Annotated in this window: 25 protein-coding genes; 15 read left to right on the plus strand and 10 right to left on the minus strand. The window is 72.7% G+C overall.

The window, feature by feature from the left end:
• Nucleotides 1–13: 13 nt before the first annotated feature.
• The 4 genes from ACIQMV_RS25915 to ACIQMV_RS25930 all read right to left on the minus strand — a co-directional run bounded on the left by ACIQMV_RS25915 (nt 14) and on the right by ACIQMV_RS25930 (nt 3,956).
• Nucleotides 14–1,129, minus strand: a complete 1,116-nt coding sequence (locus ACIQMV_RS25915; protein WP_402595909.1) for an acyl-CoA dehydrogenase family protein — start codon at nt 1,127–1,129, stop codon at nt 14–16.
• Nucleotides 1,126–2,307 (minus strand): acyl-CoA dehydrogenase family protein, encoded by a 1,182-nt coding sequence (locus tag ACIQMV_RS25920; RefSeq protein WP_402595910.1) that lies wholly within the window; start codon nt 2,305–2,307, stop codon nt 1,126–1,128. Before ACIQMV_RS25920 ends, ACIQMV_RS25915 begins: the two co-directional genes overlap by 4 nt.
• The gene (locus ACIQMV_RS25925; protein WP_402595911.1) at nt 2,304–3,281 is read right to left on the minus strand and encodes an NADPH:quinone oxidoreductase family protein; all 978 of its coding nucleotides are present in this window, start codon (nt 3,279–3,281) and stop codon (nt 2,304–2,306) included. The genes ACIQMV_RS25920 and ACIQMV_RS25925 overlap by 4 nt, the downstream gene beginning before the upstream one ends.
• Nucleotides 3,282–3,371: 90 nt before the next feature.
• Nucleotides 3,372–3,956 (minus strand): helix-turn-helix domain-containing protein, encoded by a 585-nt coding sequence (locus tag ACIQMV_RS25930; RefSeq protein ID WP_141363222.1) that lies wholly within the window; start codon nt 3,954–3,956, stop codon nt 3,372–3,374.
• 91 nt (nt 3,957–4,047) lie between these two features.
• Here ACIQMV_RS25930 and ACIQMV_RS25935 point away from each other — a divergent pair, with 91 nt between their 5' ends.
• The 8 genes from ACIQMV_RS25935 (at nt 4,048) to ACIQMV_RS25970 (ending at nt 12,957) form a co-directional block, all read left to right on the plus strand.
• Entirely contained in the window at nt 4,048–5,046 is a 999-nt protein-coding gene (locus ACIQMV_RS25935) for an NAD(P)/FAD-dependent oxidoreductase (RefSeq protein ID WP_402595912.1), read from the plus strand.
• Between the two features lie 531 nt (nt 5,047–5,577).
• Nucleotides 5,578–7,116, plus strand: a complete 1,539-nt coding sequence (locus tag ACIQMV_RS25940) for an ATP-dependent DNA ligase (protein WP_402595913.1) — start codon at nt 5,578–5,580, stop codon at nt 7,114–7,116.
• Complete coding sequence (locus ACIQMV_RS25945; RefSeq protein ID WP_402595914.1) at nt 7,113–7,586, plus strand: NUDIX domain-containing protein; 474 nt, start codon at nt 7,113–7,115, stop codon at nt 7,584–7,586. Before ACIQMV_RS25940 ends, ACIQMV_RS25945 begins: the two co-directional genes overlap by 4 nt.
• A 76-nt stretch (nt 7,587–7,662) precedes the next feature.
• On the plus strand, nt 7,663–9,048 hold the full coding sequence (locus tag ACIQMV_RS25950) for an NADP-dependent succinic semialdehyde dehydrogenase (protein ID WP_402595915.1): 1,386 nt from the start codon (nt 7,663–7,665) through the stop codon (nt 9,046–9,048).
• Between the two features lie 25 nt (nt 9,049–9,073).
• Nucleotides 9,074–9,313 (plus strand): DUF6213 family protein, encoded by a 240-nt coding sequence (locus ACIQMV_RS25955; RefSeq protein WP_141363213.1) that lies wholly within the window; start codon nt 9,074–9,076, stop codon nt 9,311–9,313.
• A gap of 770 nt (nt 9,314–10,083) precedes the next feature.
• Nucleotides 10,084–11,205: a type III polyketide synthase gene (locus tag ACIQMV_RS25960; protein ID WP_402595916.1), complete on the plus strand. Its 1,122-nt coding sequence runs from the start codon at nt 10,084–10,086 to the stop codon at nt 11,203–11,205.
• Nucleotides 11,202–12,431 carry a cytochrome P450 gene (locus ACIQMV_RS25965; protein WP_402595917.1) on the plus strand — a complete coding sequence of 410 codons (1,230 nt, stop codon included), beginning with the start codon at nt 11,202–11,204 and terminating at the stop codon, nt 12,429–12,431. Before ACIQMV_RS25960 ends, ACIQMV_RS25965 begins: the two co-directional genes overlap by 4 nt.
• 7 nt (nt 12,432–12,438) lie before the next feature.
• Nucleotides 12,439–12,957, plus strand: coding sequence for a cupin domain-containing protein (locus ACIQMV_RS25970; protein ID WP_141363207.1), 519 nt, complete (start codon nt 12,439–12,441; stop codon nt 12,955–12,957).
• Nucleotides 12,958–13,178: 221 nt separating this feature from the next.
• On the opposite strand, the gene ACIQMV_RS25975 is transcribed toward ACIQMV_RS25970, so the two are convergent.
• Nucleotides 13,179–14,405: an acyl-CoA dehydrogenase family protein gene (locus ACIQMV_RS25975; protein ID WP_141363205.1), complete on the minus strand. Its 1,227-nt coding sequence runs from the start codon at nt 14,403–14,405 to the stop codon at nt 13,179–13,181.
• Between the two features lie 169 nt (nt 14,406–14,574).
• On the opposite strand from ACIQMV_RS25975, the gene ACIQMV_RS25980 reads away from it, so the two are divergent.
• Nucleotides 14,575–15,219: a TetR family transcriptional regulator gene (locus tag ACIQMV_RS25980; RefSeq protein WP_141363203.1), complete on the plus strand. Its 645-nt coding sequence runs from the start codon at nt 14,575–14,577 to the stop codon at nt 15,217–15,219.
• A gap of 87 nt (nt 15,220–15,306) precedes the next feature.
• On the opposite strand, the gene def is transcribed toward ACIQMV_RS25980, so the two are convergent.
• A complete protein-coding gene (def, locus tag ACIQMV_RS25985) occupies nt 15,307–15,846 on the minus strand; it encodes a peptide deformylase (protein WP_141363201.1) in 540 nt (179 codons plus the stop codon).
• A 151-nt stretch (nt 15,847–15,997) separates the two neighbouring features.
• Here def and ACIQMV_RS25990 point away from each other — a divergent pair, with 151 nt between their 5' ends.
• The 5 genes from ACIQMV_RS25990 to ACIQMV_RS26010 all read left to right on the plus strand — a co-directional run bounded on the left by ACIQMV_RS25990 (nt 15,998) and on the right by ACIQMV_RS26010 (nt 20,803).
• Nucleotides 15,998–17,236 (plus strand): MurT ligase domain-containing protein, encoded by a 1,239-nt coding sequence (locus ACIQMV_RS25990; protein WP_141363199.1) that lies wholly within the window; start codon nt 15,998–16,000, stop codon nt 17,234–17,236.
• Between the two features lie 20 nt (nt 17,237–17,256).
• Nucleotides 17,257–17,985 carry a type 1 glutamine amidotransferase gene (locus ACIQMV_RS25995; protein ID WP_141363197.1) on the plus strand — a complete coding sequence of 243 codons (729 nt, stop codon included), beginning with the start codon at nt 17,257–17,259 and terminating at the stop codon, nt 17,983–17,985.
• A 327-nt stretch (nt 17,986–18,312) separates the two neighbouring features.
• Nucleotides 18,313–19,338, plus strand: coding sequence for a 6-phosphofructokinase (locus ACIQMV_RS26000; RefSeq protein ID WP_401779988.1), 1,026 nt, complete (start codon nt 18,313–18,315; stop codon nt 19,336–19,338).
• Nucleotides 19,339–19,460: 122 nt separating this feature from the next.
• The gene (locus ACIQMV_RS26005) at nt 19,461–20,411 is read left to right on the plus strand and encodes a cytochrome c oxidase assembly protein (protein ID WP_141363193.1); all 951 of its coding nucleotides are present in this window, start codon (nt 19,461–19,463) and stop codon (nt 20,409–20,411) included.
• Between the two features lie 221 nt (nt 20,412–20,632).
• On the plus strand, nt 20,633–20,803 hold the full coding sequence (locus tag ACIQMV_RS26010) for a hypothetical protein (protein ID WP_225079052.1): 171 nt from the start codon (nt 20,633–20,635) through the stop codon (nt 20,801–20,803).
• Between the two features lie 6 nt (nt 20,804–20,809).
• Here ACIQMV_RS26010 and ACIQMV_RS26015 read toward each other — a convergent pair whose 3' ends face one another.
• From ACIQMV_RS26015 to ACIQMV_RS26030, 4 genes are read right to left on the minus strand one after another with little or no spacing between them, the layout of a single operon-like run.
• Complete coding sequence (locus tag ACIQMV_RS26015; RefSeq protein ID WP_402595918.1) at nt 20,810–22,015, minus strand: sensor histidine kinase; 1,206 nt, start codon at nt 22,013–22,015, stop codon at nt 20,810–20,812.
• Nucleotides 22,012–23,724 carry a cation acetate symporter gene (locus ACIQMV_RS26020; protein ID WP_401779994.1) on the minus strand — a complete coding sequence of 571 codons (1,713 nt, stop codon included), beginning with the start codon at nt 23,722–23,724 and terminating at the stop codon, nt 22,012–22,014. The genes ACIQMV_RS26015 and ACIQMV_RS26020 overlap by 4 nt, the downstream gene beginning before the upstream one ends.
• Before the next feature lie 5 nt (nt 23,725–23,729).
• On the minus strand, nt 23,730–24,089 hold the full coding sequence (locus tag ACIQMV_RS26025) for a hypothetical protein (RefSeq protein WP_225079055.1): 360 nt from the start codon (nt 24,087–24,089) through the stop codon (nt 23,730–23,732).
• Between the two features lie 13 nt (nt 24,090–24,102).
• Complete coding sequence (locus tag ACIQMV_RS26030) at nt 24,103–24,858, minus strand: LytTR family DNA-binding domain-containing protein (protein ID WP_141363183.1); 756 nt, start codon at nt 24,856–24,858, stop codon at nt 24,103–24,105.
• Between the two features lie 77 nt (nt 24,859–24,935).
• Between ACIQMV_RS26030 and ACIQMV_RS26035 the strand changes: the two genes are divergently transcribed.
• On the plus strand, nt 24,936–25,439 hold the full coding sequence (locus ACIQMV_RS26035) for an Lrp/AsnC family transcriptional regulator (RefSeq protein WP_402595919.1): 504 nt from the start codon (nt 24,936–24,938) through the stop codon (nt 25,437–25,439).
• The last annotated feature ends 22 nt before the right edge of the window (nt 25,440–25,461 follow it).

Here is a 25,461-nt window from a genome sequence, read left to right on the forward strand (position 1 = left end):
GCCCGGCGGGACGTCAGGGCGCTTCGAGGCCGACCAGCCGGGCCAGCGCCTCGCGGTGGGCGCCCGCGGTGCCGTACGCGATCGAGTCCGCCTTGGCCCGCTTCAGGTACAGGTGGACCGGATGCTCCCAGGTCATGCCGATGCCGCCGTGCAGTTGCAGCGCCTCCTCGGCCGCGTGGACGGCGACGGGCGCCGCGTAGGCCTGGGCGACGGCCACCGCCACGTCGGCGTCCTCCTCCCTGGCGAGCGCGTCGGCCGCGGACCGGGCGGCGGCGCGGAGTCCGGCGACCTCCAGCCACAGCTGGGCGAGCCGGTGCTTGAGCGCCTGGAAGCCGCCGACCGGCCGGTTGAACTGCGTGCGCTCCTTCAGGTAGCGCACGGTCTCGGTCAAGGTCCAGTCGGCGAGGCCGACTTGTTCGGAGGCGAGCAGTCCGGCGCCGGCCCGCAGCGCCCGGTGCACGGCCGGCCCGGCGTCGCCCAGCCGGCGGCCCCGTACGGCGTCGAAGGAGATGGTCGCGAGCGGCCGGGTCAGGTCCAGCGACACCTGCGGGGTGATGGTGACGTCGTCCGCGTCGACCGCGTGGAGCGCGCCGTCCTCCGCGGGCACGAGCAGCACATCGGCGATCGCCGCGTCCGCGATGCCCGTCAGCTCTCCGTGCAGCAGCCCGGATTCCAGTCGTACGGCCCTGAAGGCGCCCGGCGCGGTGTGCAGTCCGACCGCGAGGGCGCCGATCGCACGACCGGACGCCAGGCGGGACAGCAGCCCGGCGCAGTCGTCGCCGGCGCAGGCCAGCAGCGCCTCGGTGGCGACCACGGCGCTGGTGAGGTACGGGACGGGAGCCACCGCGCGGCCCAACTCCTCCAGAACGACCGCCGCTTCGCGGTGCGTGGCGCCCTGACCGCCGTATTCCTCGGGCACCAGCAGACCGGCCAGGCCCATGCCGTCGGCGAGCGTCTTCCACAGTGCCCGGTCGTGCGGGGCGTCCGTCTCGGCGCGCGCGATCACGTCCGCCGGGGCGCAGTGGTCGGTGAGCAGGTCCCGGACGGCGGCGCGCAGCGCCTCTTCCTCCTCCGAGTACAGCAGGTGGGGTTCGGCGCTCGTGGTGCTCATCGGGCTCAACGCGCTCATCGGGCGAGGTCCTTCCAGGCGACGTCCTTGTCGGTGCGCGGCTCGGCGGGCAGTCCGAGGACGCGCTCGGCGACGATGTTCAGCAGGACCTCGCTCGTTCCGCCCTCGATGCTGTTGCCCTTGGCGCGCAGATAGCGGTAGCCGGCGTCGCGGCCGGTGAAGTCGACCAGTTCGGGGCGGCGCATGCTCCAATCGTCGTGCAACAGCCCCTCCTCGCCGCGGAGTTCGACCTCAAGGCCACTGATCTCCTGGTTGAGGCGGGCGAAGGCGAGCTTCATGCCGGAGCCCTCGGGGCCGGGCTGGCCCGCGGCCAGTTGCTGGCGCAGCCGCTCACCGGTCAGGCGGGCGACCTCGGCCTCCACCCACAGTTTCAGCAGCCGCTGGTGCAGGTCGTGGGTGCGCAGTTCCGGGCGCTCGCGCCAGGTCCTCGCGACCGGGCCGATCATGCCGCCCTCGCGGGGCAGCCGCATGCCGCCGATGGACACGCGCTCGTTCATGAGCGTGGTCCGGGCGACCCGCCAGCCGTCGCCGACGTCGCCGAGACGGTGGGAGTCGGGGATGCGCACGCCCGTCAGGAAGACCTCGTTGAACTCGGCCTCTCCGGTGATCTGGCGCAGCGGCCGCACCTCGACACCGGGGTCGGTCATGTCGCAGAGGAAGTAGGTGATGCCCTGGTGCTTGGGCAGGTCGAGGTCGGTGCGGGCGATGAGGATGGCCCAGCGGGCGAGGTGGGCGCTGGAGGTCCACACCTTCTGGCCGCCGACCACCCACGTGTCACCGTCGCGGACCGCCCGGGTGCCGAGGGCGGCCAGGTCGGATCCGGCGCCCGGTTCGCTGAACAGCTGGCACCAGACCTCCTCCCCGGTCCACAGCGGCCTGAGGAAGCGCCGCTTCTGCTCCTCGGTGCCGTGGCGCAGGAGGGTCGGCGCGGCCATGCCGAGGCCGATGCCGATGCGGCGCGGGTCGTTGTCCGGGGCGCCCGCCGCCGTCAACTCGGCGTCCACGACGGTCTGGAGAGAGCGGGCGGCGCCGAGGCCACCGAGGCCTCGCGGGTAGTGCACCCAGGCGAGCCCGGCGTCGAAACGGGCCCGGAGGAAGTCGAGCGTGCCGGTGGTGGCCGGCGGGTGCGCGGCCAGCAACTCTCCGGTGCGGCGGCGCAGTTCCTCGGCGTCGGTCATGCGGTGGCTCCGTTCTCCAGGCCGGGCACCACGGCGACGCGGCCGGTGGTGGCTCCGTCGGCGACCCGCTGGACGGCGGCCGCGGCCCCGGCCAGCGGCACCCGTTCGCTCACCAGCGGCTTGATCGCGCCCCGGGCGGCCAGGTCGGTGAGCTGCTCGTGGCAGTGCCGGACCAGCTCGGGGTTCTTGGTGTTGTACAGGCCCCAGTGCAGGCCCACGATCGAGTAGTTCTTGACGAGTGCGTGGTTGAGCGCGGGGCTGGGGATGGTCCCGCCGGCGAAGCCGACGACCAGGATCCGGCCCTCGAAGGCGACGGCCTTGGCGGACTGGGCGTAGGCCGTGCCGCCGACCGGGTCGTAGACCACGTCCGCGCCCCGGCCACCGGTGGCCTCCTTCACGGCGGCGACGACGTCCTCCGTGTGCCGGTCGATCACCACGTCGCAGCCCAGCCCACGGGCCACGGCGGCCTTCCCGGCACCGCCGGCGACACCGATGACCCGGGCGCCGGCCGCCTTGCCGAGCTGCACGGCCGCGCTGCCGACGCCTCCGGCGGCGGCGTGGACGAGCAGGGTCTCGCCGGCCTCCAGGCGCGCCCGGCGGTGCAGGCCGAACCAGCCCGTCTGGTAGCCGATGTGCAGGGCGGCCGCCTCGGCGTCGTCCAGCGCGTCGGGGGCGGGCAGTACGGCGTCGGTGGCGGCGACGGCGTACTCGGCGAAACCGCCGTACGGCAGCTCCGGGTTGGCGATCACCCGGCGGCCGTCCTCCGTCTCGCCGCAGATCTCCACGCCCGGGGTGAAGGGCAGCGGCGGCCTGACCTGGTACTGGCCGCGGCACAGCAGCGCGTCCGGGAAGTTGATGGTGGCGGCACGCACCTTGAGCAGGATCCGGCCCTCGCCCGGGACGGGCGGCTCGGTCTCCTCCAGGCGCATCACCTTGCCCGGCTCGCCGTTGTCGTGCACTCGCCATGCCTGCATGCGCCGCCTCCAGGGGACCGCGTCGTCGCGTCGTCTGACCGGGTCATTTGCATACTAAGCAGTCGCTTGCCCCTCGGGGAACACCCGCGGTCAGCCGTCCTCGCCCCCTCGGGCCGGTCGCGCCCGTACGTGCATGCGCTCGCCCTGCGGCCCGAACAGGCTCAGGAACTCCACCGGCCCCTCCCCCGTCGACCCGAACCAGTGCGGCACGCGCGTGTCGAACTCCGCCGCCTCACCGGCCGTGAGCACCACGTCGTGCCCGCCGAGCACCAGCCGCAGCCTGCCGGACAGCACGTACAGCCACTCGTAGCCCTCGTGCGTCCGCGGGTCCGGTTCGAGCCTGCGCCGCGGTTCCAGCACCTTGAACGCCTGCAGGCCGCCCGGCTGCCGGGTCAGCGGCCAGTGGGTGCGGCCGCCGCGCACGATCGGCTCGGCCCGTACCCGCGGGTCGCGCACCGGAGGGGCTCCGACCAGTTCGTCCAGCGGCATCCGATGGGCCTGGGCGATCGGCAGCAGCAGCTCCAGACTGGGCTTGCGCAGGCCCGACTCCAGGCGCGACAGGGTGCTGACGGAGATCCCGGTCGCCTCCGCGAGGGCGGAGAGGGTGACCTCCCGTTCCTTGCGTATCCGGCGCAGCCGGGGGCCCACGTCTGCCAGAACGTCCTCGATGCTCATGTCTCGATAGTGCTGCCTTGGTTGCGGAACCGGCAAATGTGTTTGTCAATCCGGCACCGGACGGACGACCTTCTCCGTGGAGGTGGTCACCATGACCGAGAAGAGCGGGAAGACCGAGCCGGCCGAGCAGGCTGTGCAGGCCGAGAAGTACGAGGCCGTCGTCGTCGGAGGCGGCGCGGCGGGCCTGTCCGCCGCGCTGGTCCTCGGCCGGGCCAGGCGGCGCACGCTGGTCGTCGACGCGGGCGAGCCGCGCAATGCGCCGTCCGCGCACATGCAGGGCTTCCTGTCCCGGGACGGCATGTCCCCGGAGCGGTTCCTCGCCGCCGGCCGCGAGGAGATCGAGCGGTACGGGGTCGAACTGGTCCGGGACCGGGCGGTGGAGGCCGTCCGGGACGCCGGGGGTGAGTTCGACGTGACGCTGGCCGGAGGGCGCACGGTCCACGCCCGGCAGATGGTCGTGGCCACCGGCCTGAAGGACGAGCTCCCGGCGGTCCCGGGCCTCGCCGAACGCTTCGGCCGCGACGTCCTGCACTGCCCGTACTGCCACGGCTGGGAGGTGCGCGACCAGGCCTTCGGCGTGCTCGCCACGACCCCGCTGAGCGTCCACCAGGCGCTGATGGTGACCCAGTGGTCCAAGGACGTGACGCTCTTCCTGCACGAGGTCGGCGAGAACGAGCTGAACGACGACGACCTGCGCAGGCTGGCCGCGGCCGGTGTCCGCGTGGTGCCGGGCGAGGTGGCCGGGATCGTCGTCGAGGCGGACCGGCTGACCGGGGTCCGCCTCGACGACGGCTCGACGCACGCCCGCGAGGCTCTGTTCGTCGCACCGCGCGCGCTGCCGCGGACCGACCTGCTCCAGCAGCTGGGCGCCGAACTGCGCGAGACGCCGTTCGGCGCCTTCCCGGTGATCGACGAACGGGGCCTGACGACCGTCCCCGGCCTGTGGTCGGCCGGAAACGCGAGCGGTTTCGCCGAACAGGTGATCAACGCCGCCAGCCGCGGCTACCGCGCCGGCGCGGCAATCAACGGCGAACTGCTGTTCACCGACCTCGACGCAGCGGTGACGGCGGGGGGCGCGGCCCGGGTGTAGGGCACCACGCTGTACCTGGGCGGCACCCGAGCGCGAGGGGCTGCCCTGCACCCGGCAGCAGGCCGCCGCCCCCGTGCAGGACGACTCCCGAATGCGGACCGCCGCCCGGGTACAGGGCAGCACCCGTACAGGCCGGGGCCCAGGTGCAGGGCGGCGCCCGCGCGCAGGACGGCGGCCCACATTGCACGACAGCAGCCGCGCGCGGAACGCCACCCAGGTGCCCAGCAACACCCAACTCCGCGCCGGCATGCCGGACCACGCCCGGGTACAGGCCCTCGCCCGCCTGCGAGACCACCGCTGTGTACACGCCGACGCCCGCGTGCGGGACCGTGCCCACGTACAGGCCGACGCTCGCGTACACGGCCGCGCCCACAGGCCCGCGCCCGCGAACCGGGTCACGCCCGGTTCAGGCTCGCGTCCACCTGTGGGACCACGTTCGTGTACAGGCCGCGCACGCGAGCGGTACAGCGACCGCCCGCGTGCCGGTGGCGTCCGGGTGTATGGCGGCGTCCTGCGTTGCACCATGGCTGCATGTTGCTCGCGCGGTTGGCTCAGGTTTCGCGGGAGGTTGCCGCCGCCTCGGCGCGGTCTCGGAAGATCGTTCTGCTTGCGGAGTTGTTCCGGGAGGCGGGGGCGGAGGATGTGCCGGTCGTCATTCCGTATCTGGCGGGCCGGCTGCCGCAGGGGCGGCTGGGGGTGGGCTGGAAGGTGCTCGGCCGCCGGGTCGTCCCGGCCGCCGAGGCCTCTCTCACCGTGCGCGAGGTGGACGCCCGGCTGAGCGAGCTCGGCAAGGTGTCCGGGCCCGGGTCGCAGGCGGAACGCGCCCGGATCGTCGGTGAGTTGATGGGCGCGGCGACCGAGGACGAGCAGCGGTTCCTGCGGGGGCTGCTCACCCGGGAGGTCCGGCAGGGGGCGCTGGACGCCATCGCCGTCGAGGCGCTGGCCGGGGCGACGGGCGCGCCCCCGGCGGACGTGCGGCGGGCGGTGATGCTGGCCGGATCACTGCAGACGGTGGCCCAGGCACTGCTCGCGGACGGCCCGCCGGCGCTGGAGCGCTTCCGGCTCACCGTCGGCCGCCCGGTCCTGCCGATGCTGGCGCACAGCGCCTCCTCCGTGGCCGAGGCGGTCGAACGGCTCGGCGCGTGCGCCGTCGAGGAGAAACTCGACGGCATCCGGGTCCAGGTCCACCGGGACGGCGACACCGTACGGGTGCACACCCGCACCCTGGACGACATCACCGACCGGCTTCCGGAACTGACGGCGGCCGCACGGGAGTTGAACGGCGCACGGTTCATCCTGGACGGCGAGGTCATCTCCTTCGGGGCGGACGGGCGGCCGCGCTCGTTCCAGGAGACCGCCGGACGCGTGGGCTCGCGTGTCGACGTGGCCACGGCCGCCGAGGCGGTCCCCGTCTCCCCCGTCTTCTTCGACGCGCTGTCGGTCGGCGACCGCGACCTGCTCGACCTGCCGCTGACCGAGCGCCACGCCGAGCTGGCCCGTCTGGTGCCGGAGCCGATGCGGGTCAGGCGCACCCTGGTGTCCGGACCGGACGACGTGGGCGAGGCCGAACGGTTCCTGGCCGAGACGCTGCGGCGCGGCCACGAGGGTGTGGTCGTCAAGGCCCTCGACGCCGCCTACAGCGCGGGCCGGCGAGGCGCGGCCTGGCTCAAGGTGAAGCCCGTGCACACCCTGGACCTGGTGGTCCTGGCCGCCGAGTGGGGCCACGGCCGCCGCACCGGCAAACTGTCCAACCTGCACCTGGGCGCACGCACCGCCGACGGCGGCTTCGCGATGCTCGGCAAGACGTTCAAGGGCATGACGGACGCGATGCTGGCCTGGCAGACCGAGCGACTGCGCCGGCTCACCGTCGAGGACGACGGCTGGGTGGTGACCGTGCGCCCCGAACTCGTCGTCGAGATCGCCTACGACGGCCTGCAACGGTCCACCCGCTACCCGGCGGGCGTGACCCTCCGCTTCGCCCGGGTCGTGCGCTACCGCGAGGACAAGCGGCCCGAGGACGCCGACAGCGTCGCGACGCTGCTGGCCGCGCACCCGGAGATCGCGCCATGAGCGCCCGGCGGGGCCGGCGCAGTGCCGGTCTGCTGCTGTACCGGCGCTCCGGCGACGGCCTGGAGGTGCTTCTCGGACACATGGGCGGCCCCTTCTTCGCCCGGCGGGAGGCGGGGGCGTGGACGGTGCCGAAGGGCGAGTACGACCCGGAGGAACCCGCATGGGAGGCGGCCCGCCGCGAGTTCCGGGAGGAGCTGGGGCTGCCGCCGCCGGGCGGGGAGGCCGTACCGCTGGGCGAGGTCCGGCAGACGAGCGGCAAGACCGTCACTGCCTGGGCGATCGAGGGCGACCTCGACCCGGCGGCGATCGTCCCCGGCACCTTCACCATGGAGTGGCCGCCGCGGTCCGGACGCACCCAGGAGTTCCCGGAGCTCGACCGGGTGGCCTGGCTCGGTCTGGACCGGGCCCGCGAGGTGATCGTCACGGCCCAGACCGCGTTTCTCGACCGCCTGGCCGAGCACTCGCTCTGACGAGGACCCCACGCGTTGCGATCGGCACCGCGGCGCGGGAAGGTCGAAGCACAGCCCGTCATAGGGGAGGTCAGCCATGTCCATCGCCACGGTGAACCCGGCCAACGGCGAGACGCTCAAGACGTACGAGGCCATGGGCGAGGAGGAGATCGAGCGCCGGCTCCAGCTCGCGCAGGCCACGTTCCGTACGTACCGGACGACGGCCTGCGCCGAGCGGGCCCGGCTGATGAACAGGGCCGCCGCCCTCCTCGACGAGGACCAGGAGGAGATCGCCCGTGTCATGACCACGGAGATGGGCAAGCCGGTCAAGCAGGCCCGCGCGGAGGCCGCGAAGTGCGCCAAGGCGATGCGCTGGTACGCCGAGCACGCCGAGGAACTCCTCGCCGACGAGCGGCCCGCCGAGTCGGACGTGAAGGACTCCGGGGCCTCCCGCGCCCTGGTCCGCTACCGGCCGCTCGGACCGGTGCTGGCCGTCATGCCCTGGAACTTCCCGCTGTGGCAGGTGATCCGCTTCGCCGCGCCCGCCCTGATGGCCGGCAACGTCGGCCTGCTCAAGCACGCCTCCAACGTGCCGCAGACGGCCCTGTACCTGGAGGACCTGTTCCACCGGGCGGGCTTCGCCGAGGGCTGTTTCCAGACCCTGCTCATCGGCTCCGGAGCGGTCGACGACATCCTGCGCGACGAGCGCGTGAAGGCGGCCACCCTGACCGGCAGCGAACCGGCCGGGCGGGCGGTGGCGTCCACCGCCGGGGAGATGATCAAGAAGACGGTGCTGGAGCTGGGCGGCAGCGACCCGTTCATCGTGATGCCGTCGGCCGACATCGACCGGGCCGCCGGGGTCGCGGTGACCGCCCGGGTGCAGAACAACGGCCAGTCCTGCATCGCGGCCAAGCGGTTCATCGTGCACACGGACGTCCACGACGCCTTCGCCGAGCGCTTCGTGGCCGGTATGACGGCGCTGCGGATCGGCGAACCGTTGCAGGAGGACACCGACGTCGGGCCACTGTCCAGCGAGCGGGGCCGGGCGGACCTGGAGGAGCTCGTCGACGACGCCCGGCGCGGCGGGGCCCATGTGCTGTGCGGTGGCGAACGGCCCGACCGGCCCGGCTGGTACTACCCGCCGACCGTGCTGTCCGGCATCACCCGCGAGATGCGCATCCACCGCGAGGAGGCGTTCGGTCCGGTGGCCACGCTGTACCGGGCGACCGACCTCGACGAGGCGGTACTCATCGCCAACGACTCGCCCTTCGGTCTGAGTTCCAACGTCTGGACCGAGGACGAGACCGAGGTGGAACGGTTCGTACGGGACCTGGAGGCGGGCGGGGTGTACATCAACGGGATGACCGCCTCGCACCCGGCGTTCCCGTTCGGCGGTGTGAAGCGGTCGGGGTACGGACGTGAGCTGTCCGGGCACGGAATCCGCGAGTTCTGCAACATCACCACCGTGTGGCACGGGGCATGAGGCTTCCACGGCTACGATCCCCTTTGTGAACCGCGAAGTGACTCTGCCTCTGATCGTCGACGACCGCGGTACCTTGCAGGTGGCCGCGGCGGACGTGAGCAAGCTGCTGCGCACGGTCGGCGGCCGGTGGCTGCGGCTGGTGGAGGCCGGCCAGGAGGGTCTCGACGAGGACACGGTGGCCGCGCTGACCATCGAGCTGGCCAAGCTGGCCGACCGCATCGACGTGGCCTGCATCGCCCACAGCAGTGGAACCGCCTCCGGCTGACGCTTCGGCGGCGCCTGGCCCTGCCCCGCCTCATCGACAGCGGCAGCACCGCCTCCCGGACGGACCGAGCCGACGGGACCCGCCCACGGCTGCCGTCTCGGCGATGTACGCGCCACGCGGGGTGGTGGCGAGGTGACCCGGCGGCCGCTTCGGCACCTCCCGCCCGCCCGGCCCTGCCCCGTCACGTCGCGCCCCACCTCGCCTCGCCCGCGACTGCGGAACCGCCTCCGGCTGACCGGACGGACCGGGCCTGCAGGCCGACGGGAGCGCCGCGGCGCCGGACCGGCTGCCGCGGCCCGGCGGGCGCTCCGGTGCGTCGCCGCGCCCGCTGCGCCCTCCCTCGCCTCGCCCTCGCCCCGCCCTCGCCCTCGCCCCGGCCCGGCCCGGCCCGGCCCGCCCCGAGACACGGAGCCCGGCCGTGCGCCTGCGCGTCGCCCGCGGCGCCGGCTCCGCAGCCGCAGCGACGGCGGCTCCCTCCGTACCGACAGGCGCCGTACTCCTGAAGGCTGACGCCGACGCCCGCCCCCGGGGGCTCAGGAGGCGCGGCCTGGATCTTCCTGTGGTGGGTGGCGGACGGAGCGGGCCGCGAGGCTCGTGACGGAGCGCGACCTCAAGCCTGTGAGCAGGCGTTTTCCGGCCGCGGAGGCCGGTTCCCCGTCCTCCGGAGCCAAGCCTCGCGAGCCCGCCGGGCGCTGTTCGCCGTCGCCGGATTGGAGTAGTTCCGCGAGAAGATCGTCGCTCTCCCGGGGGATCGTGGATAAGCCACCTTTTTGGGTGCAGCACCCTCCCCGGGCGGCAACCGGCCTTCCGGAAGGCGAAAGCAGGCACGGCTCATGGCGACTTTGTGCAGACCCTCGGTGTCCGTTCCAGAGCACGTGATCACGATGGAGGAGACACTGGAGCTCGCGCGCTCCCGCCACGCGGACCACCCGCAACTCCCCCTGGCCCTCCGACTGATCGAGAACACCGGCGTGCGGACCCGGCACATCGTGCAGCCCATCGAGGAGACCCTCAAGCACCCCGGCTTCGAGGAGCGCAACAAGCTCTACGAGCAGGAGGCGAAGGCCCGGGTCCCCGCGGTCATCCAGCGGGCTCTCGACGACGCCGAGCTCCTGGCCCGGGACATCGATGTCATCATCTACGTGTCGTGCACGGGCTTCATGATGCCCTCGCTCACCGCGTGGCTGATCAACGAGATGGAGTTCGACTCGACCACCCGGCAGCTCCCCATAGCCCAGCTGGGCTGTGCGGCCGGGGGCGCCGCGATCAACCGGGCCCACGACTTCTGCACGGCCTACCCGGACGCCAACGCGCTCATCGTGGCCTGCGAGTTCTGCTCGCTGTGCTACCAGCCCACCGACCTCGGCATCGGCTCCCTGCTCTCCAACGGCCTGTTCGGCGACGGCATCGCCGCGGCCGTGGTCCGCGGCACCGGCGGCACGGGCGTCCGGCTGGAGCGCAACGGCTCGTACCTGATCCCCAAGACCGAGGAGTGGATCGCCTACGACGTCCGGGCGACCGGCTTCCACTTCATGCTGGACAAGCGGGTGCCCACCACGATGGAGCCGCTCGCCCCGGCCCTGCGGGACCTGGCCGGAGTGCACGGCTGGGACGCCTCCGACCTGGACTTCTACGTCATCCACGCGGGTGGCCCACGCATCCTGGACGACCTCAGCAAGTTCCTGAACGTCGAGCCGCACGCGTTCCGGTTCAGCCGGGCCACGCTCACCGAGTACGGCAACATCGCCAGCGCCGTCGTCCTGGACGCGCTGCGCCGGCTGTTCGACGACGGCGGCACCGAGGACCGGGCGCGCGGACTGCTCGCCGGGTTCGGCCCCGGCATCACCGCCGAGATGTCGCTCGGCTACTGGCAGGCCGGAGGCAGGGCATGACCGAGGAGACGCTCGTCGAGGAGGCGCGCACCGGGACGGCGCCGCCGGTCCGGCACTGGCCGGCGTTCGACCTGACGGGCGTGGCCTTCGACCCGGTGCTCTCCGAGCTGATGGAGCAGGGCCCGGTCACCCGTATCGAGCTGCCCAACGGCGAGGGCTGGGCGTGGCTGGTGACCCGCATGGACGACGTGCGGACGGTCACCAACGACCCCCGGTTCAGCCGTGAGGCGGTCGTCGACCGGCAGATCACCAGGCTGGCCCCGCACTTCATCCCGGCCCCCGACGCGGTCGGCTTCCTGGACCCGCCCGACCACACCCGGCTGCGCCGCACGGTCGCCCCCGCCCTCACCGCGCACGGTGTCGAGCGGGTGCGGGACAGCGCCCGGCGGATGCTGGACGAACTGGTCGACGACCTGCTCGCGAACGGCCCGCCCGCCGACCTGACCGCCGAGGTGCTCAGCCCGTTCCCGATCGCGGTGATCTGCGAACTGATGGGTGTGCCGGCCGCGGACCGGCAGGGGATGCACGCCTGGACCCGGCTGATCCTGTCCTCCGCGCACGGCGCCGCCGTCGGCGAGCAGGCCAGGGAGGAGATGGGCACGTACTTCGCCGAGCTCCTCGACGCCCGCGCGGACAGCGCCGGTGAGGACATCGCCTCACTGCTCGGGACCGCCGTGGCACGCCGTGAGATCGCCCTGGCGCAGGCCGTGGGCCTCGCGATCCTCCTGCAGATCGGCGGCGAGGCGGTCACCGGCAACAGCGGGCAGATGTTCTACGTCCTGCTGAGCCGTCCCGAGCTGGCCGACCGGCTGCGCGCGGACCGGCGGATCCGCCCCCGGGCCATCGACGAGCTGCTGCGTTACATCCCGCACCGCAACGCGGTCGGGCTGTCCCGGATCGCCCTGGAGGACGTGGAGATCAAGGGGGTGCGGATCCGGGCGGGCGACGCGGTCTACGTGTCGTACCTGGCCGCCAACCGCGATCCGGACGTCTTCCCCGACCCCGGGACGATCGACCTCACGCGCAGTCCGAACCCGCACGTGGCGTTCGGCTTCGGCCCGCACTACTGCCCGGGCGGCCAGTTGGCCCGGCTGGAGTCGGAACTGCTGGTGGACGCTCTGCTGGACCGGGTGCCGAATCTGCGGCTCGCGGTGTCCCCGGAGCAAGTGCCCTTCAGAAAGGGCGCGTTGATCCGGGGGCCCGAGGCCCTGCCCGTGACGTGGTGAGCCGGCGATGACCACGGAAGGGCTGCTCGTACCGCCGGGCCAGGGCCGCGTCGTCGAGGCGCCGGCCCAGCGCGTGACGTTCAAGGTGACCGGCTCGCACTCGCGGACGGCCTCCACCTTCGAGGTGGAGGTCCCGCCGGGCTTCGACGTCGGCGCCCATGTGCACACCCGCAGCGAGGAGTTGTTCTACGTGCTCGAGGGCGAGCTGGACGTGCTCGCCTTCGAGCCGCGGATCCGGACCCCCGACCACTGGCAGCGGTGGGAGTCCCACTCCGGCAACCGCGTGGTGCGGGCGACCCCGGGCACGGTCATCGTCGTCCCGCCGGGCTGCCCGCACGCCTTCGCCAACCCCACCGACTCCCCCGCCAAGATGTTCTTCCAGGCGTCCCCACCGCCGGACCACGAGCGGTACTTCGAGGAACTGCTGGAGATCCTGGGCAACGGGGGCCCGCCGGACCACACGGCGATCGGGGCCCTCAGAAAGCGCTATGACATCGAGCAGCTGACGCCGCTGCGGCACCGCTAGTCCTGTGGCCGGGAAGGTGTGCCGGGAAGCTCGCGGCGTCCGGTGCTGGGGGCACCTCCCACGCCCTTCAGGCAGTGGGGGAACATCGCAAGGCGGAGCATTGCCCGCGTACGGGATGTACTCGGGTGATGCGACAACGCGGCGTGGGGGTACCCCCGGCCGAAGGCTGGGGGAGTGCCGTGCCGGGCGTCGCGAGCCGGTGAACCTTTCCGGTCACCGCACTAGCGGATCGGCATGCCCGAGATCGTGCGGGAGATCACCAGCCGCTGGATCTCGCTGGTCCCTTCGAAGATGGTGTAGATCGCCGCATCACGGTGCATCCGCTCCACCGGGTACTCCCGGGTGTAGCCGTTGCCGCCGAGGATCTGGATGGCCTGGGCCGTGACCTTCTTCGCGGTCTCGCTGGCGAACAGCTTGGACATCGAGCCCTCGGCGGCCTCGAACGGCCTGCCGTTGACCGCCATCCACGAGGCCCGCCAGACCAGCAGCCGGGCGGCGTCGATCCGCGTGCGCATGTCGGCGAGCTGGAACGCGACGCCCTGGTTGTCGATGATCGGCCGGCCGAACTGCTCCCGCGTCCTGGCGTAGTCGAGGGCGACCTCGTAGGCGGCCCGGGCGGTGCCGACCGCCATGGCGCCCACGGCGGGGCGGGACGCCTCGAAGGTGGCCATCGCGGCGTTCTTCACCCTCTCACCGCCCTTACGGGCCTTCTCCCGGGCGCGGGCGAGCCGCTCGTCGAGCTTCTCCTTGCCGCCGAGCAGGCAGGACCCGGGGACGCGTACTCCGTCCAGGACCACCTCGGCGGTGTGCGAGGCGCGGATGCCGTGCTTCTTGAACTTCTGGCCCTGCCTCAGTCCCGGTGTGCCCGGCGGGACGATGAAGGAGGCGTGGCCCTTGGAGCCGAGTTCGGGGTCGACGGAGGCGACGACCACGTGCACGTTGGCTATGCCGCCGTTGGTCGCCCAGGTCTTGGTGCCGTTGATCACCCACTCGTCCTTGGCCTCGTCGTACACCGCGCGGGTGCGCATCGAGGCCACGTCGGAGCCGGCGTCGGGCTCGGAGGAGCAGAAGGCGGCGACCTTCACGTCGCTCGGGTCGCCGTACATCTGCGGGATCCAGGTGCCGATCTGCTCCTCGGTGCCGTTGGCGAGGACGCCCACGGCGGCGAGGCCGGTGCCGACGATGGACAGGGCGATGCCGGCGTCGCCCCAGAACAGCTCCTCCATGGCCATCGGGATGCCGAGGCCGGTGGCGTCGAAGTACTGCTGGGCGTAGAAGTCGAGGGAGTAGATGCCGACCTTGGCGGCCTCCTGGATGACCGGCCAGGGGGTCTCCTCGCGCTCGTCCCATTCGGCGGCGGCCGGGCGCATCACACCGGCCGCGAAGCCGTGCAGCCAGTCCCGGACCTCCTTCTGCTCGTCGTTGAGCTCCATGGTGAACTCGGCCATGTCCCCTCCAGCGGCACACCTGCGTGTTACTTGCGGTAACGATACTATGTTACTGGTCAGTAGAAAAAGTCGACTCCTGATCATTCCCCGGCAGCCCGTTCGAGGTATCCGGCCCAGTCAGTGTTACTTTGCGCAGGCGTCACCGAACCAGCACGGGTGGGGAGATCTCATGGACACCACGCAGCGGACCGATCAGCAGCGGTCCGCCGACCGCCGACGGCGCGAGCTGCTGGAGGCCGCCGACCGGGTGGTGCTGCGCGACGGCCCGCACGCGTCGATGAACGCCATCGCCGCCGAGGCCGGCATCACCAAGCCGATCCTCTACCGCCACTTCGGCGACAAGGGAGGGCTGTACGCCGCCCTCGCCCAGCGCCACACCGACGCCCTGCTCGGCTCCCTGCGGGCCGCGCTGGACGCCCCCGCGGACCGGCGGGAGCGCGTGGAGTCGACGCTGGACACCTACCTCGCGGCCATCGAGGCCCGCCCGCAGGTCTACCGCTTCCTGATGCACCCGGCGGAGGGCGGCCAGGGCACCGACCAGGGCTTCGACGTCGGCAAGCACTCCGCCCCGCTGCTGCGCCGCATGGGTGAGGAGCTGGCCCTGGTCATCGAGGAGCGGCTCGACCTGGGTCCGGCCGGACAGCAACTGGCCCGTGTGTGGGGCCACGGCATCGTCGGCATGATGCACGCGGCCGGCGACTGGTGGCTGGGCGAACGGCCGTGCTCGCGGGCGGAGTTGGTCCGCAGCCTGGCGGACCTCCTGTGGGGACGGCTGGCGGCGGTGGGCGACAAGATCGGCGGCCCCGGGTTCTGAGCCGCGCCCCCGCGCTCGGTGCTCATCCCCGTGCGGCCGCTCCGCGGGGCGCGAACGGCCGCCGACGGCCCGTGGCCGCGCGGTGGTTCACCGCCCCCACGGTGCCCGTGCGGCCTGCCGCAGCAGCCGGCTGCGCCGCCACCCCGAGAGGCGGTCGGCGTACACCCGGCCGTCGAGGTGGTCGCACTCGTGCTGGAGGCAGCGCGCGAAGAACCCCGTCCCGTGCACGGTGACCGGCTCCCCGGTCGCCGAGAAGCCCTCGACCACCGCGTGGTCGTAGCGCTCCGTCCCCGCCTCCAGGCCCGGCAGGGACAGGCAGCCCTCCGGCCCGCGGATCTCCACTCCGTCGGCCTCCACCAGCCGCGGGTTGACCACATGGCCGAGGTGGCGCACGTCCTCGTCGTCCGGGCAGTCGTACACGAAGACGCGCAGCGGCAGCCCTATCTGGTTCGCGGCGAGGCCCACGCCACGCGCCGCGTACATGGTCGCGAACAAGTCCTCCACCACCTGGAACAGTTCGGGACCGAAGTCGGTGACCTCCTCGCAGGGAGCGTGCAGAACGGGGCTGCCGAGCAGGGAAAGGGGCCGGACGCGCCCGCGGGCGCCCGGGATCGAGCCATGTCGCATGGCGGCAAGGGTACGGTTCCATGTGCCCCTGCCTGCCGCGCTGGCAGGGGCCGGGATTCGGGAGCGTCGGCGGATCTCGATAGGCTGAGGTCCACACCACGTTGCCGGATGACTCAGGGCGCGGCGCGTACGCAAGGAGGATCGAGAACTGATGGCAGGCAACTCGGACCCGCTCACGCCGCGGGCCAAGCTGGCCGTGACCGCGGGCAAGGCGGTCGCTGCGGCATCGCGTGCCGCGGGACGGGGCAGCGGTTCGGTGATCGGCGGTCGGGTGGCCCTCAAGCTCGACCCCGATCTGCTCGCCCGGCTCGCCCAGCACCTGGACGTGATCCTGGTCTCGGCGACCAACGGCAAGACCACGACCACCCGGCTCATCGCCGAGGCGCTGCGGGCCGCGGGCCCCGTCGTGTCCAACGCGCTCGGGGCGAACATGCCCGCGGGCATCACCTCGGCGCTCGCCGGCGGCTCGGACGCCAAGTTCGGCGTGATAGAGGTCGACGAGAAGTACCTCGCGGGCGTGGCCCGGGACACCGATCCCAAGTGCATCGCGCTGCTCAACCTCTCCCGCGACCAGCTCGACCGGGCCGGCGAGACCCGGATGCTCGCCGAGAACTGGCGTGAGTCGCTCAGCGGCTCCAAGGCCGTGCTCGTCGCCAACTGCGACGACCCGCTGGTGGTGTGGGCCGCGTCCTCGTCCCCCAACGTGATCTGGGTGGCCGCCGGGCAGATGTGGAAGGACGACGCCTGGTCCTGCCCCTCCTGCGGCGGAGTGATGCAGCGTCCGGGCGACGACTGGTACTGCGGCGAGTGCGGCTTCCGCCGGCCCACCCCCAGCTGGGCCCTGTCCGGCGACCACGTCCTCGACCCGCACGGCTCGGCCTGGCCGATCCACCTCCAGCTGCCGGGCCGCGCCAACAAGGCCAACGCCGCCTCGTCCGCGGCCGTCGCCGCCGTCTTCGGGGTGCCGCCGCAGGTCGCCCTGGAGCGGATGTACCAGGTGCAGGCGGTCGCAGGCCGCTACGACGTCGTCCAGTTCCAGGATCGCGACCTGCGTCTGCTGCTGGCGAAGAACCCGGCCGGCTGGCTGGAGACGTTCTCCCTGATCGACCCGCCGCCCACCCCGGTCATCCTGTCGGTCAACGCGCGCAGCGCCGACGGCACCGACACCTCCTGGCTGTGGGACGTCGACTACACGCGCCTGACCGGGCACCCGCTCTTCGTGCTCGGTGACCGGAAGCTGGACCTCGCGGTGCGCCTGGAGGTCGCTGGCCAGCAGTTCCAGGTCTGCGACAGCCTGGACCAGGCCGTGCAGCAGGCCCCGCCCGGCCGGATCGAGGTCATCGCCAACTACACCGCGTTCCAGGACCTGCGCCGCCGCGTCGGCAACTGACCACAAAGGACGACCACTTCATGAGTGACAACCAACTGCGGCTGGTGTGGATCTACCCGGACCTGCTGAGCACCTACGGTGACCAGGGCAACGTCCTCGTGGTGGAGCGCCGGGCCCGCCAGCGCGGCCTGGACGTGGCCCGTCTCGACGTGCGCAGCGACCAGCCGATCCCGACCTCCGGCGACATCTACCTGATCGGCGGTGGCGAGGACCGGCCGCAGCGGCTGGCGGCGGAGCGGCTGCGCCGCGACGGCAGTCTGCACAGGGCGGTGGAGAACGGCGCGATCGTCTTCTCCGTCTGCGCCGGGTACCAGATCCTCGGCCACGAGTTCGTCAACGACCTCGGGCAGCGTGAGCCGGGGCTCGGCCTGCTCGACGTCGTGTCGGTGCGCGGTGAGGGCGAGCGGTGCGTCGGCGACGTGCTCGGCGACGTGGACCCGCGGCTCGGCCTGCCCCAGCTGACCGGGTTCGAGAACCACCAGGGCGTCACCCACCTCGGCCCCACCGCCCGCCCGCTCGCCCAGGTCCGCCTGGGCAGGGGCAACGGCACGGGCGACGGCACGGAGGGCGCGTACAACGACACCGTCTTCGGCACGTACATGCACGGGCCGGTGCTGGCCCGCAACCCGCTGATCGCGGACCTGCTGCTGAAGCTGGCACTCGACGTCAACGCGCTGCCGCCGATCGAGGACCACTGGTACGAGGCACTGCGCAACGAGCGCATCGCGGCTGCGCAGCAGCCTGCGTAGTGACAGTTGCGCAGCAGCCTGCGTAGTGACAGTTGCGCAGCAGCCCGCGTAGGGACCGCCGCGCAGCAGCCCGCACAGGGACCGCCGCGCGGCAGCCCGCGCAGGACCGGCCGCGCGCGTCGGGGCGCGGCCGGAACAGGCCCGCGGCAGCCCGCGCGGACGGCCCCGGCGGGAGCCCGTCTGACACGGTGTCCGCACAGGTGAGCGGGCCCGTCCAGCAGGCGGACGCAGGGTTCGGCCCCACCGCCCGGTGCCGCTAGGGTGGCGGGGACCGACCGGACAGTGTGGTCCGGTCCCCGCGCCCATGTTGAGAAGGTTATTCGGGCTATGCGCATTGGCGTCCTCACCTCCGGCGGCGACTGTCCCGGCCTGAACGCCGTCATCCGGTCCGTCGTACACCGTGCCGTCGTCGATCACGGCGACGAGGTCATCGGCTTCCGCGACGGCTGGAAGGGCCTCCTGGAGTGCGACTACCTCAAGCTCGACCTCGACGCGGTGAGTGGCATCCTCGCCCGCGGCGGGACCATCCTCGGCTCCTCCCGGGTCCGTCCCGAGCACCTGCGTGACGGTGTGCAGCGGGCCAGGGGCCACGTCGAGGAGCTGGGGCTCGACGCGATCATCCCGATCGGCGGCGAGGGCACGCTCAAGGCGGCCCGGCTGCTGTCGGACAGCGGCCTGCCGATCGTCGGCGTGCCCAAGACCATCGACAACGACATCGCGGTCACGGACCTCACCTTCGGCTTCGACACCGCCGTGACGGTCGCCACCGAGGCCCTGGACCGGCTGAAGACCACCGCCGAGTCCCACCAGCGGGTGCTGATCGTGGAGGTCATGGGCCGTCACACCGGCTGGATCGCGCTCCAGTCCGGCATGGCGGCCGGCGCCCACGCCATCGTCGTCCCCGAACGCCCCTTCGACATCGAGGAGTTGGCGGCGAAGGTGGGCGAGCGTTTCGCGGCCGGCAAGCGGTTCGCGATCGTCGTGGCCGCGGAGGGCGCCAAGCCCAGGGCGGGCACCATGGACTTCGACGAGGGCGGCAAGGACGTCTACGGCCACGAGCGGTTCGCCGGCGTCGCCCGGCAGCTCTCCCTCGAACTGGAGCAGCGGCTCGGCAAGGAGGCCCGGCCGGTGATCCTCGGGCACGTCCAGCGCGGCGGCACGCCGACGGCGTACGACCGGGTGCTGGCCACCCGGTTCGGCTGGCACGCCGTGGAGGCGGTGCACCGCGGGGAGTTCGGCCGGATGACGGCACTGCGCGGCACGGACATCGTGATGGTGTCCCTGGCCGAGGCGGTGGCGACCCTCAAGACGGTCCCCGCGGAGCGGTACGCCGAGGCGGAGTGCGTGCTGTAGAACCACGCCGCGCTTCCCCACCGCCCCCGGTCGCAGTCGCGGCCGGGGGCGGCTCTAGTCTGGGTGCGGACAGACAGCTGTGGACAGACAGCGCACAATCCACACGAATCAGGAGCCGGCGGATGGATCACAGCGGGCACGGCATGATGAACGATCTGCCGCCGTTCACGCTGGGACGCGGTCTCGAGTGGTCCGCGGACCCGTTCTTCCTCGTCGCCTGCCTGCTGGGGCTCGGACTGTACGGCTGGGGTGTGGTGCGGCTGCGGCGGCGCGGCGACGCCTGGCCGGTGGGCCGGACGGTGGCGTACGTCATCGGTGTGCTGACCGTGGCCCTGGTGATGTGCACCAAGCTGAACGACTACGGCATGGTCATGTTCAGCGTGCACATGGTCCAGCACATGATCATCAGCATGCTGTCGCCGATCCTGATCCTGCTCGGCGGCCCGATCACGCTGGCGCTGCGCGCGCTGCCGGTGGCCGGGCGGGGCCGCAAGGGGCCGCGTGAGCTGCTGCTGGCCCTGCTGCACAGCCGGTACCTGCGGGTCGTCACGCATCCCGCCTTCACCATCCCGATGTTCGTCGCGAGCCTGTACGCCCTGTACTTCACGCCGCTGTTCGACTTCCTGATGGGCTCTCGGGCCGGCCACATCGCGATGATGGTGCACTTCCTCGCGGTGGGCCTGGTGTTCTTCTGGCCGATCATGGGCGTCGACCCGGGCCCGAACCGGCCGGGTCACCTCATGCGGATGCTGGAGCTGTTCGCGGGCATGCCGTTCCACGCGTTCTTCGGCATCGCGCTGATGATGGCGACCACGCCCATGGTCGGCACCTTCATGAACCCGCCCGCCTCGCTCGGCATCGACGCCCTGACCGACCAGAACGCGGCCGGCGGCATCGCCTGGGCGTTCAGCGAGATCCCCTCGGTCCTGGTGCTGCTCGCCCTGCTCTTCCAGTGGTACAAATCCGAACAACGCCAGGCCCGCCGCAAGGACCGCGCCGCGGACCGCGACGGCGACAAGGAGCTCGAGGCGTACAACGCGTACCTGGCGTCCCTGAACGCACGGGGCAACTGAGCCCGTCAGCGTCCGGACGGTCCTGAACGGGACACGGTGAGGCGCGGGCTCGACGCCGAGGGACCTCGGCGCACCGCCCAGAACCGCGGCTCGCGCCGTCGCCCGCGGCGGTCCTCCGCCGGGCCGTGGTGGGGGTGAGGGTGCAAGCGGCTTGTTGTGGGGGATGCCGATGGCCGAACCGGGGCACCATGGAGGTTACGGACCATGAGGAGGGTGCCGCGATGCACGGTTCCACGGACGGTTCCACGAAGGCGATGGGGGTGCTCACCGTCGGCGCGCTCGTCGCGGTGACGGCCTACACGGTGGCGCTCGGCGGCAACGGCTGGCTGTGGTTCGGCTGGGTCGTGCTGGGCCTGGTCACGCTGGGCATGGTCGTCACCCGCGGCACCTGAGCAGGATCACTCCCCGGTGAGCCGCGTCGCCGAGTGGACGCCCGGCTGGTACTTCGGCAGCCGGGCGCTGATCTTCATGCCCGCACCCTGCGCGGTCTCGATGACCAGTCCGTGGTCGTCGCCGTAGACCTGCCGGAGCCGGTCGTCGACGTTGGACAGTCCGATACCGCCGGAGGGGCTGTGCTCACCCGCGAGGATGCGCCGCAGCAGGCCGGGGTCCATGCCGGCGCCGTCGTCCTCGATGACGACCACCGCCTCGGCACCCTCGTCGCGCGCGGTGATCCTGATGTGGCAGGTGCCGGTCTTGCCCTCGAGGCCGTGCTTGACGGCATTCTCCACCAGCGGTTGCAGGCACAGGAACGGCAGGGCGATGGGAAGCACCTCGGGCGCTATCTGGAGGGTGACCGACAGGCGGTCGCCGAAGCGGGCCCGTACGAGCGCCAGGTAGTGCTCGATGGCGTGGAGTTCGTCGGCGAGCGTGGTGAAGTCGCCGTGCCGGCGGAACGAGTACCGGGTGAAGTCGGCGAACTCCAGCAGCAGGTCCCGCGCCCGCTCGGGGTCGGTGCGGACGAACGAGGCGATCACCGCGAGCGAGTTGAAGATGAAGTGCGGGGAGATCTGCGCGCGCAGGGCCTTGATCTCGGCCTCGATGAGCCGGGTGCGGGACCGGTCGAGGTCCGCGAGCTCCAGCTGCACGGAGACCCAGCGGGCGACCTCGGCCGCGGCGCGGGCCAGCACGGCCGACTCGCGGGGCGCGCAGGCGACGAGGGCGCCGTGGACCCGGTCGTCGACGGTGAGCGGGGTGACGACGGCCCAGCGCACCGGGCAGTCCGGGGTCCGGCAGGTGAGCCGGAAGGCCTCGCCGCGGCCGGTCTCCAGGGGCCCGGTGAGGCGTTCCATGATCTCGGTGCGGTGGTGGCCTCCCACGCCGTCCCAGGCGAGGACCCGTGTGTCGTCCGTGAGGCACAGGGCGTCGGTGCCGAGCAGGGAGCGCAGCCGACGGGCCGACTTGCGGGCGGTCTCCTCCGTCAGCCCGGCCCGCAGCGGGGGTGCCGCGAGCGAGGCGGCGTGCAGGGTCTGGAAGGTGGCGTGCTCGACGGGGGTGCCGAGCCCTCCGAGGCTCTGCGGGCGGGCGGTGCGCCGGCCGAGCCAGTACCCGGCGGCGAGCAGCGGCAGCACGGCCACGCACATCCCGGCGAGGAAGCCGCTCATCCCGTCACCTCCGCCCGCAGCTGCTCGGGCAGGTGGAACCGGGCCAGGACGGCCGCGGTGCCGGCCGGTACCCGGCCGGGCGTGGCCAGGGACACCAGCATCATCGTGAGGAAGCCCAGCGGCACCGACCACAGGGCGGGCCAGGCGAGCAGCGCGTGCAGCGGCCCGGTGCCCGGGAAGCCCGCCATGGTCACGGCGACGGCGACGAGCGCGGCGCCGCCGCCCGCCAGCATCCCGGCGGCCGCGCCGGGCGGGGTGAGCCGCCGCCACCAGATGCCGAGGACGAGCAGCGGGCAGAAGGAGGAGGCGGACACCGCGAAGGCCAGCCCGACGGCGTCGGCGACGGGCAGTCCGCCGACCAGGACGCTCGCCGCGAGCGGTACGGCCATGGCGAGCACCGTGCCGAGCCGGAAGTGGCGTACGCCGCGCGAGGGCAGCACGTCCTGGGTGAGCACCCCGGCCACCGCCATGGTCAGGCCGGAGGCGGTCGACAGGAACGCCGCGAACGCGCCGCCCGCGACCAGCGCGCCCAGCAGGTCCCCGCCGAGGCCGCCGATCACCCGGTCGGGCAGCAGCAGCACGGCGGCGTCCGCGCTCCCGGTGAGGGTGAGTTCGGGGGCGTAGAGGCGGCCGAGGGCGCCGTACACCGGGGGCAGCAGGTAGAAGGCGCCGATCAGGCCGAGCACGGCCACCGTGGTGCGGCGGGCGGCCACGCCGTGCGGGCTGGTGTAGAAGCGGACGACGACGTGCGGCAGGCCCATGGTGCCGAGGAAGGTGGCGAGGATCAGCCCGTAGGTGGCGTACAGCGGGCGTTCCTCACGGCCCGCGACCAGTGAGGTGGACATGCCGCCGCTGCCGCCGCGCTCGGCCACCGGGACTCCGGCGCCCCGGGCGAAGGTGAGCCGGGTGCCGCCCTCGACGCGGTGCGTCCCGGCCGGCAGGCTCACCCGCCGCTCGTGATGGGCGCGGCCGTCGACGGTGCCGGTCACGGTGACGGTCAGCGGGCCCTCCAGCCGGAGGTCGAGGGTTTCCGCGACGCGCACGGTGCGCTGCTCGCGGAAGGCGGCCGGCTCGTCGTAGGCGCGGCGCGGCGCCCCGTCCCCCTGCCAGGCGAGCACGAGGAAGAGGGCGGGGACGAGCAGTGCGGTCAGTTTCAGCCAGTACTGGAAGGCCTGGACGAAGGTGATGCTGCGCATCCCGCCCGCGGCGACGATGGCCACGACGACCACGGCGACGATCACTCCGCCGAGCGCGGCGGGCGCCCCGGTCAGTACCGCCAGGGTGAGTCCGGCTCCCTGGAGCTGCGGCAGCAGGTACAGCCAGCCGACGCCGACGACGAAGGCGCCCGCGAGCCGCCGCACGCCCTGGGAGGCGAGCCGGGCCTCGGCGAAGTCGGGCAGCGTGTAGGCCCCGGACCGGCGCAGCGGGGCGGCGACGAACAGGAGCAGGACCAGGTAGCCGGCCGTGTAGCCGACCGGGTACCACAGCATGTCGGCGCCCTGGACGAGGACCAGTCCGGCTATGCCCAGGAACGAGGCCGCGGAGAGGTACTCCCCGCTGATGGCGGCCGCGTTCAGGCGCGGGCCCACGGTGCGGGAGGCGACGTAGAAGTCGGAGGTGGTGCGGGAGATGCGCAGGCCGAAGGCGCCGACGAGGATGGTGGCCACCACGACGAGGGCGACGGCGGGGACGGTGTAGGCGGAGTTCACGGCGGTCAGCGGTCTCCGACGAGCCGTACGAAGTCGCGTTCGTTGCGCTCGGCGCGGCGCACGTACCAGCGGGCGAGGAGCACCAGCGGGGCGTAGAGGCCGAAGCCGAGGACCGCCCACTTCAGCCGGCGGGCGTCGGGGGCCGCGGCGAACACCAGCGGCAGCGGGCCGACGAGGAGCACGAGCACCGCGAACACCGTGAGGGCTGCCCGCAGTTGGCTGCGCATCAGGGAGCGGACGTAGGTGTGGCCGAGGGTGGTCTGCTCGTCGATCTCCGTGCGCGGACGGTAGTGGCCCGGGGCCCGGCGGGTGCGGCGGGGCGGCCCGGTGACGACGACACGGCGTTCGGTCGGGTCCTGCGGCATGACGTACGGCTCCCTAGCGCGCGGTCCGGCGTATCAGCAGCTCGCGCAGTTCCCGCGCGTGGCGTCGGCTGACCTGGAGTTCCTCGGTGCCGACCAGGACGCTCACGGTGCCCGCGTCCAGGCGGAGTTCACCGATGTGGCGCAGGGCGACCAGGTACCGGCGGTGGATGCGGACGAAGCCGCGGGCGCGCCAGCGCTCCTCCAGGGTGGACAGCGGGATGCGCACGAGGTGGCTGCCCCTGCCGGTGTGCAGCCGGGCGTAGTCACCGTGCGCCTCGACGTGGGTGATGTCCTCGACGGCCACGAACCGGGTCACCCCGCCGAGCTCGACGGGCAGATGGTCGGGATCGGGCTCGCTGACGGGTATCCGCGGGGCGGCGCCGCGCAGTTGGGCGGCGCGGCGGACGGCCTCGGCGAGTCGTTCCTTGCGGACGGGCTTGAGCACGTAGTCGACGGCCTTGAGGTCGAAGGCCTGCACGGCGAAGTCCTCGTGGGCGGTGACGAACACGATCAGCGGCGGCTGGGCGAACCCGTTCAGCAGCCGGGCCAGGTCGAGGCCGTCGAGGCCCGGCATGTGGATGTCGAGGAAGACGACGTCGATCGCGTCGGGTCCGTCCGGGCCGGACTCCAGCGCCCGGTTGATGCGGCGCAGCGCCTCGGTCGCGTCGCCGGCGCCCTCCACGCCGGCGATCCGGGGATCGGCGTTCAGGAGGTACAACAGTTCCTCGAGCGAGGGGCGTTCGTCGTCGACGGCGAGGGCGCGCAGCATGAACGTGGAGTGTAGGGGCGAAAAGCACGCTGTGACATGTGCCGGGCACCGGCGTCCGTGCTGGATACAGTGCCGCCATGAACAGCAGGCAGGCACCGTTCGACGAACTCGACCGGAAGATCCTCACCGCTCTGATGGCGAACGCCCGCAGCAGTTTCGCCGAGATCGGCGCCGCCATCGGCCTGTCCGCGACGGCCGTCAAGCGGCGCGTGGACCGGCTGCGCGAGAGCGGCGTGATCACCGGGTTCACGGCCACGGTGAAGCCTGTGGCGCTGGGCTGGCGCACGGAGGCGTACGTCGAGGTGTACTGCGAGGGCGCGGCCCCGCCGCGGCGGCTGGCCGAGGTGGTGCGCCACCATCCGGAGATCACGGCGGCGATGACGGTGACCGGCGGCGCGGACGCGCTGCTGCACGTGCGGGCGCGGGACGTGGAGCACTTCGAGGAGGTGCTGGAACGCATCCGTACCGAGCCGTTCATCCGCAAGACGATCAGCGTGATGGTGCTGTCCCACCTGCTGCCGGACAGTCCTGAGGCGGGCGCCAGTCAGCCCGCCCCACCGGACGCATCAGACGTGCGCTGAGCCGTCGAGACACGCAGCATTC

The organism is Streptomyces sp. NPDC091412 (assembly GCF_044756885.1).
Taxonomy (GTDB): domain Bacteria; phylum Actinomycetota; class Actinomycetes; order Streptomycetales; family Streptomycetaceae; genus Streptomyces.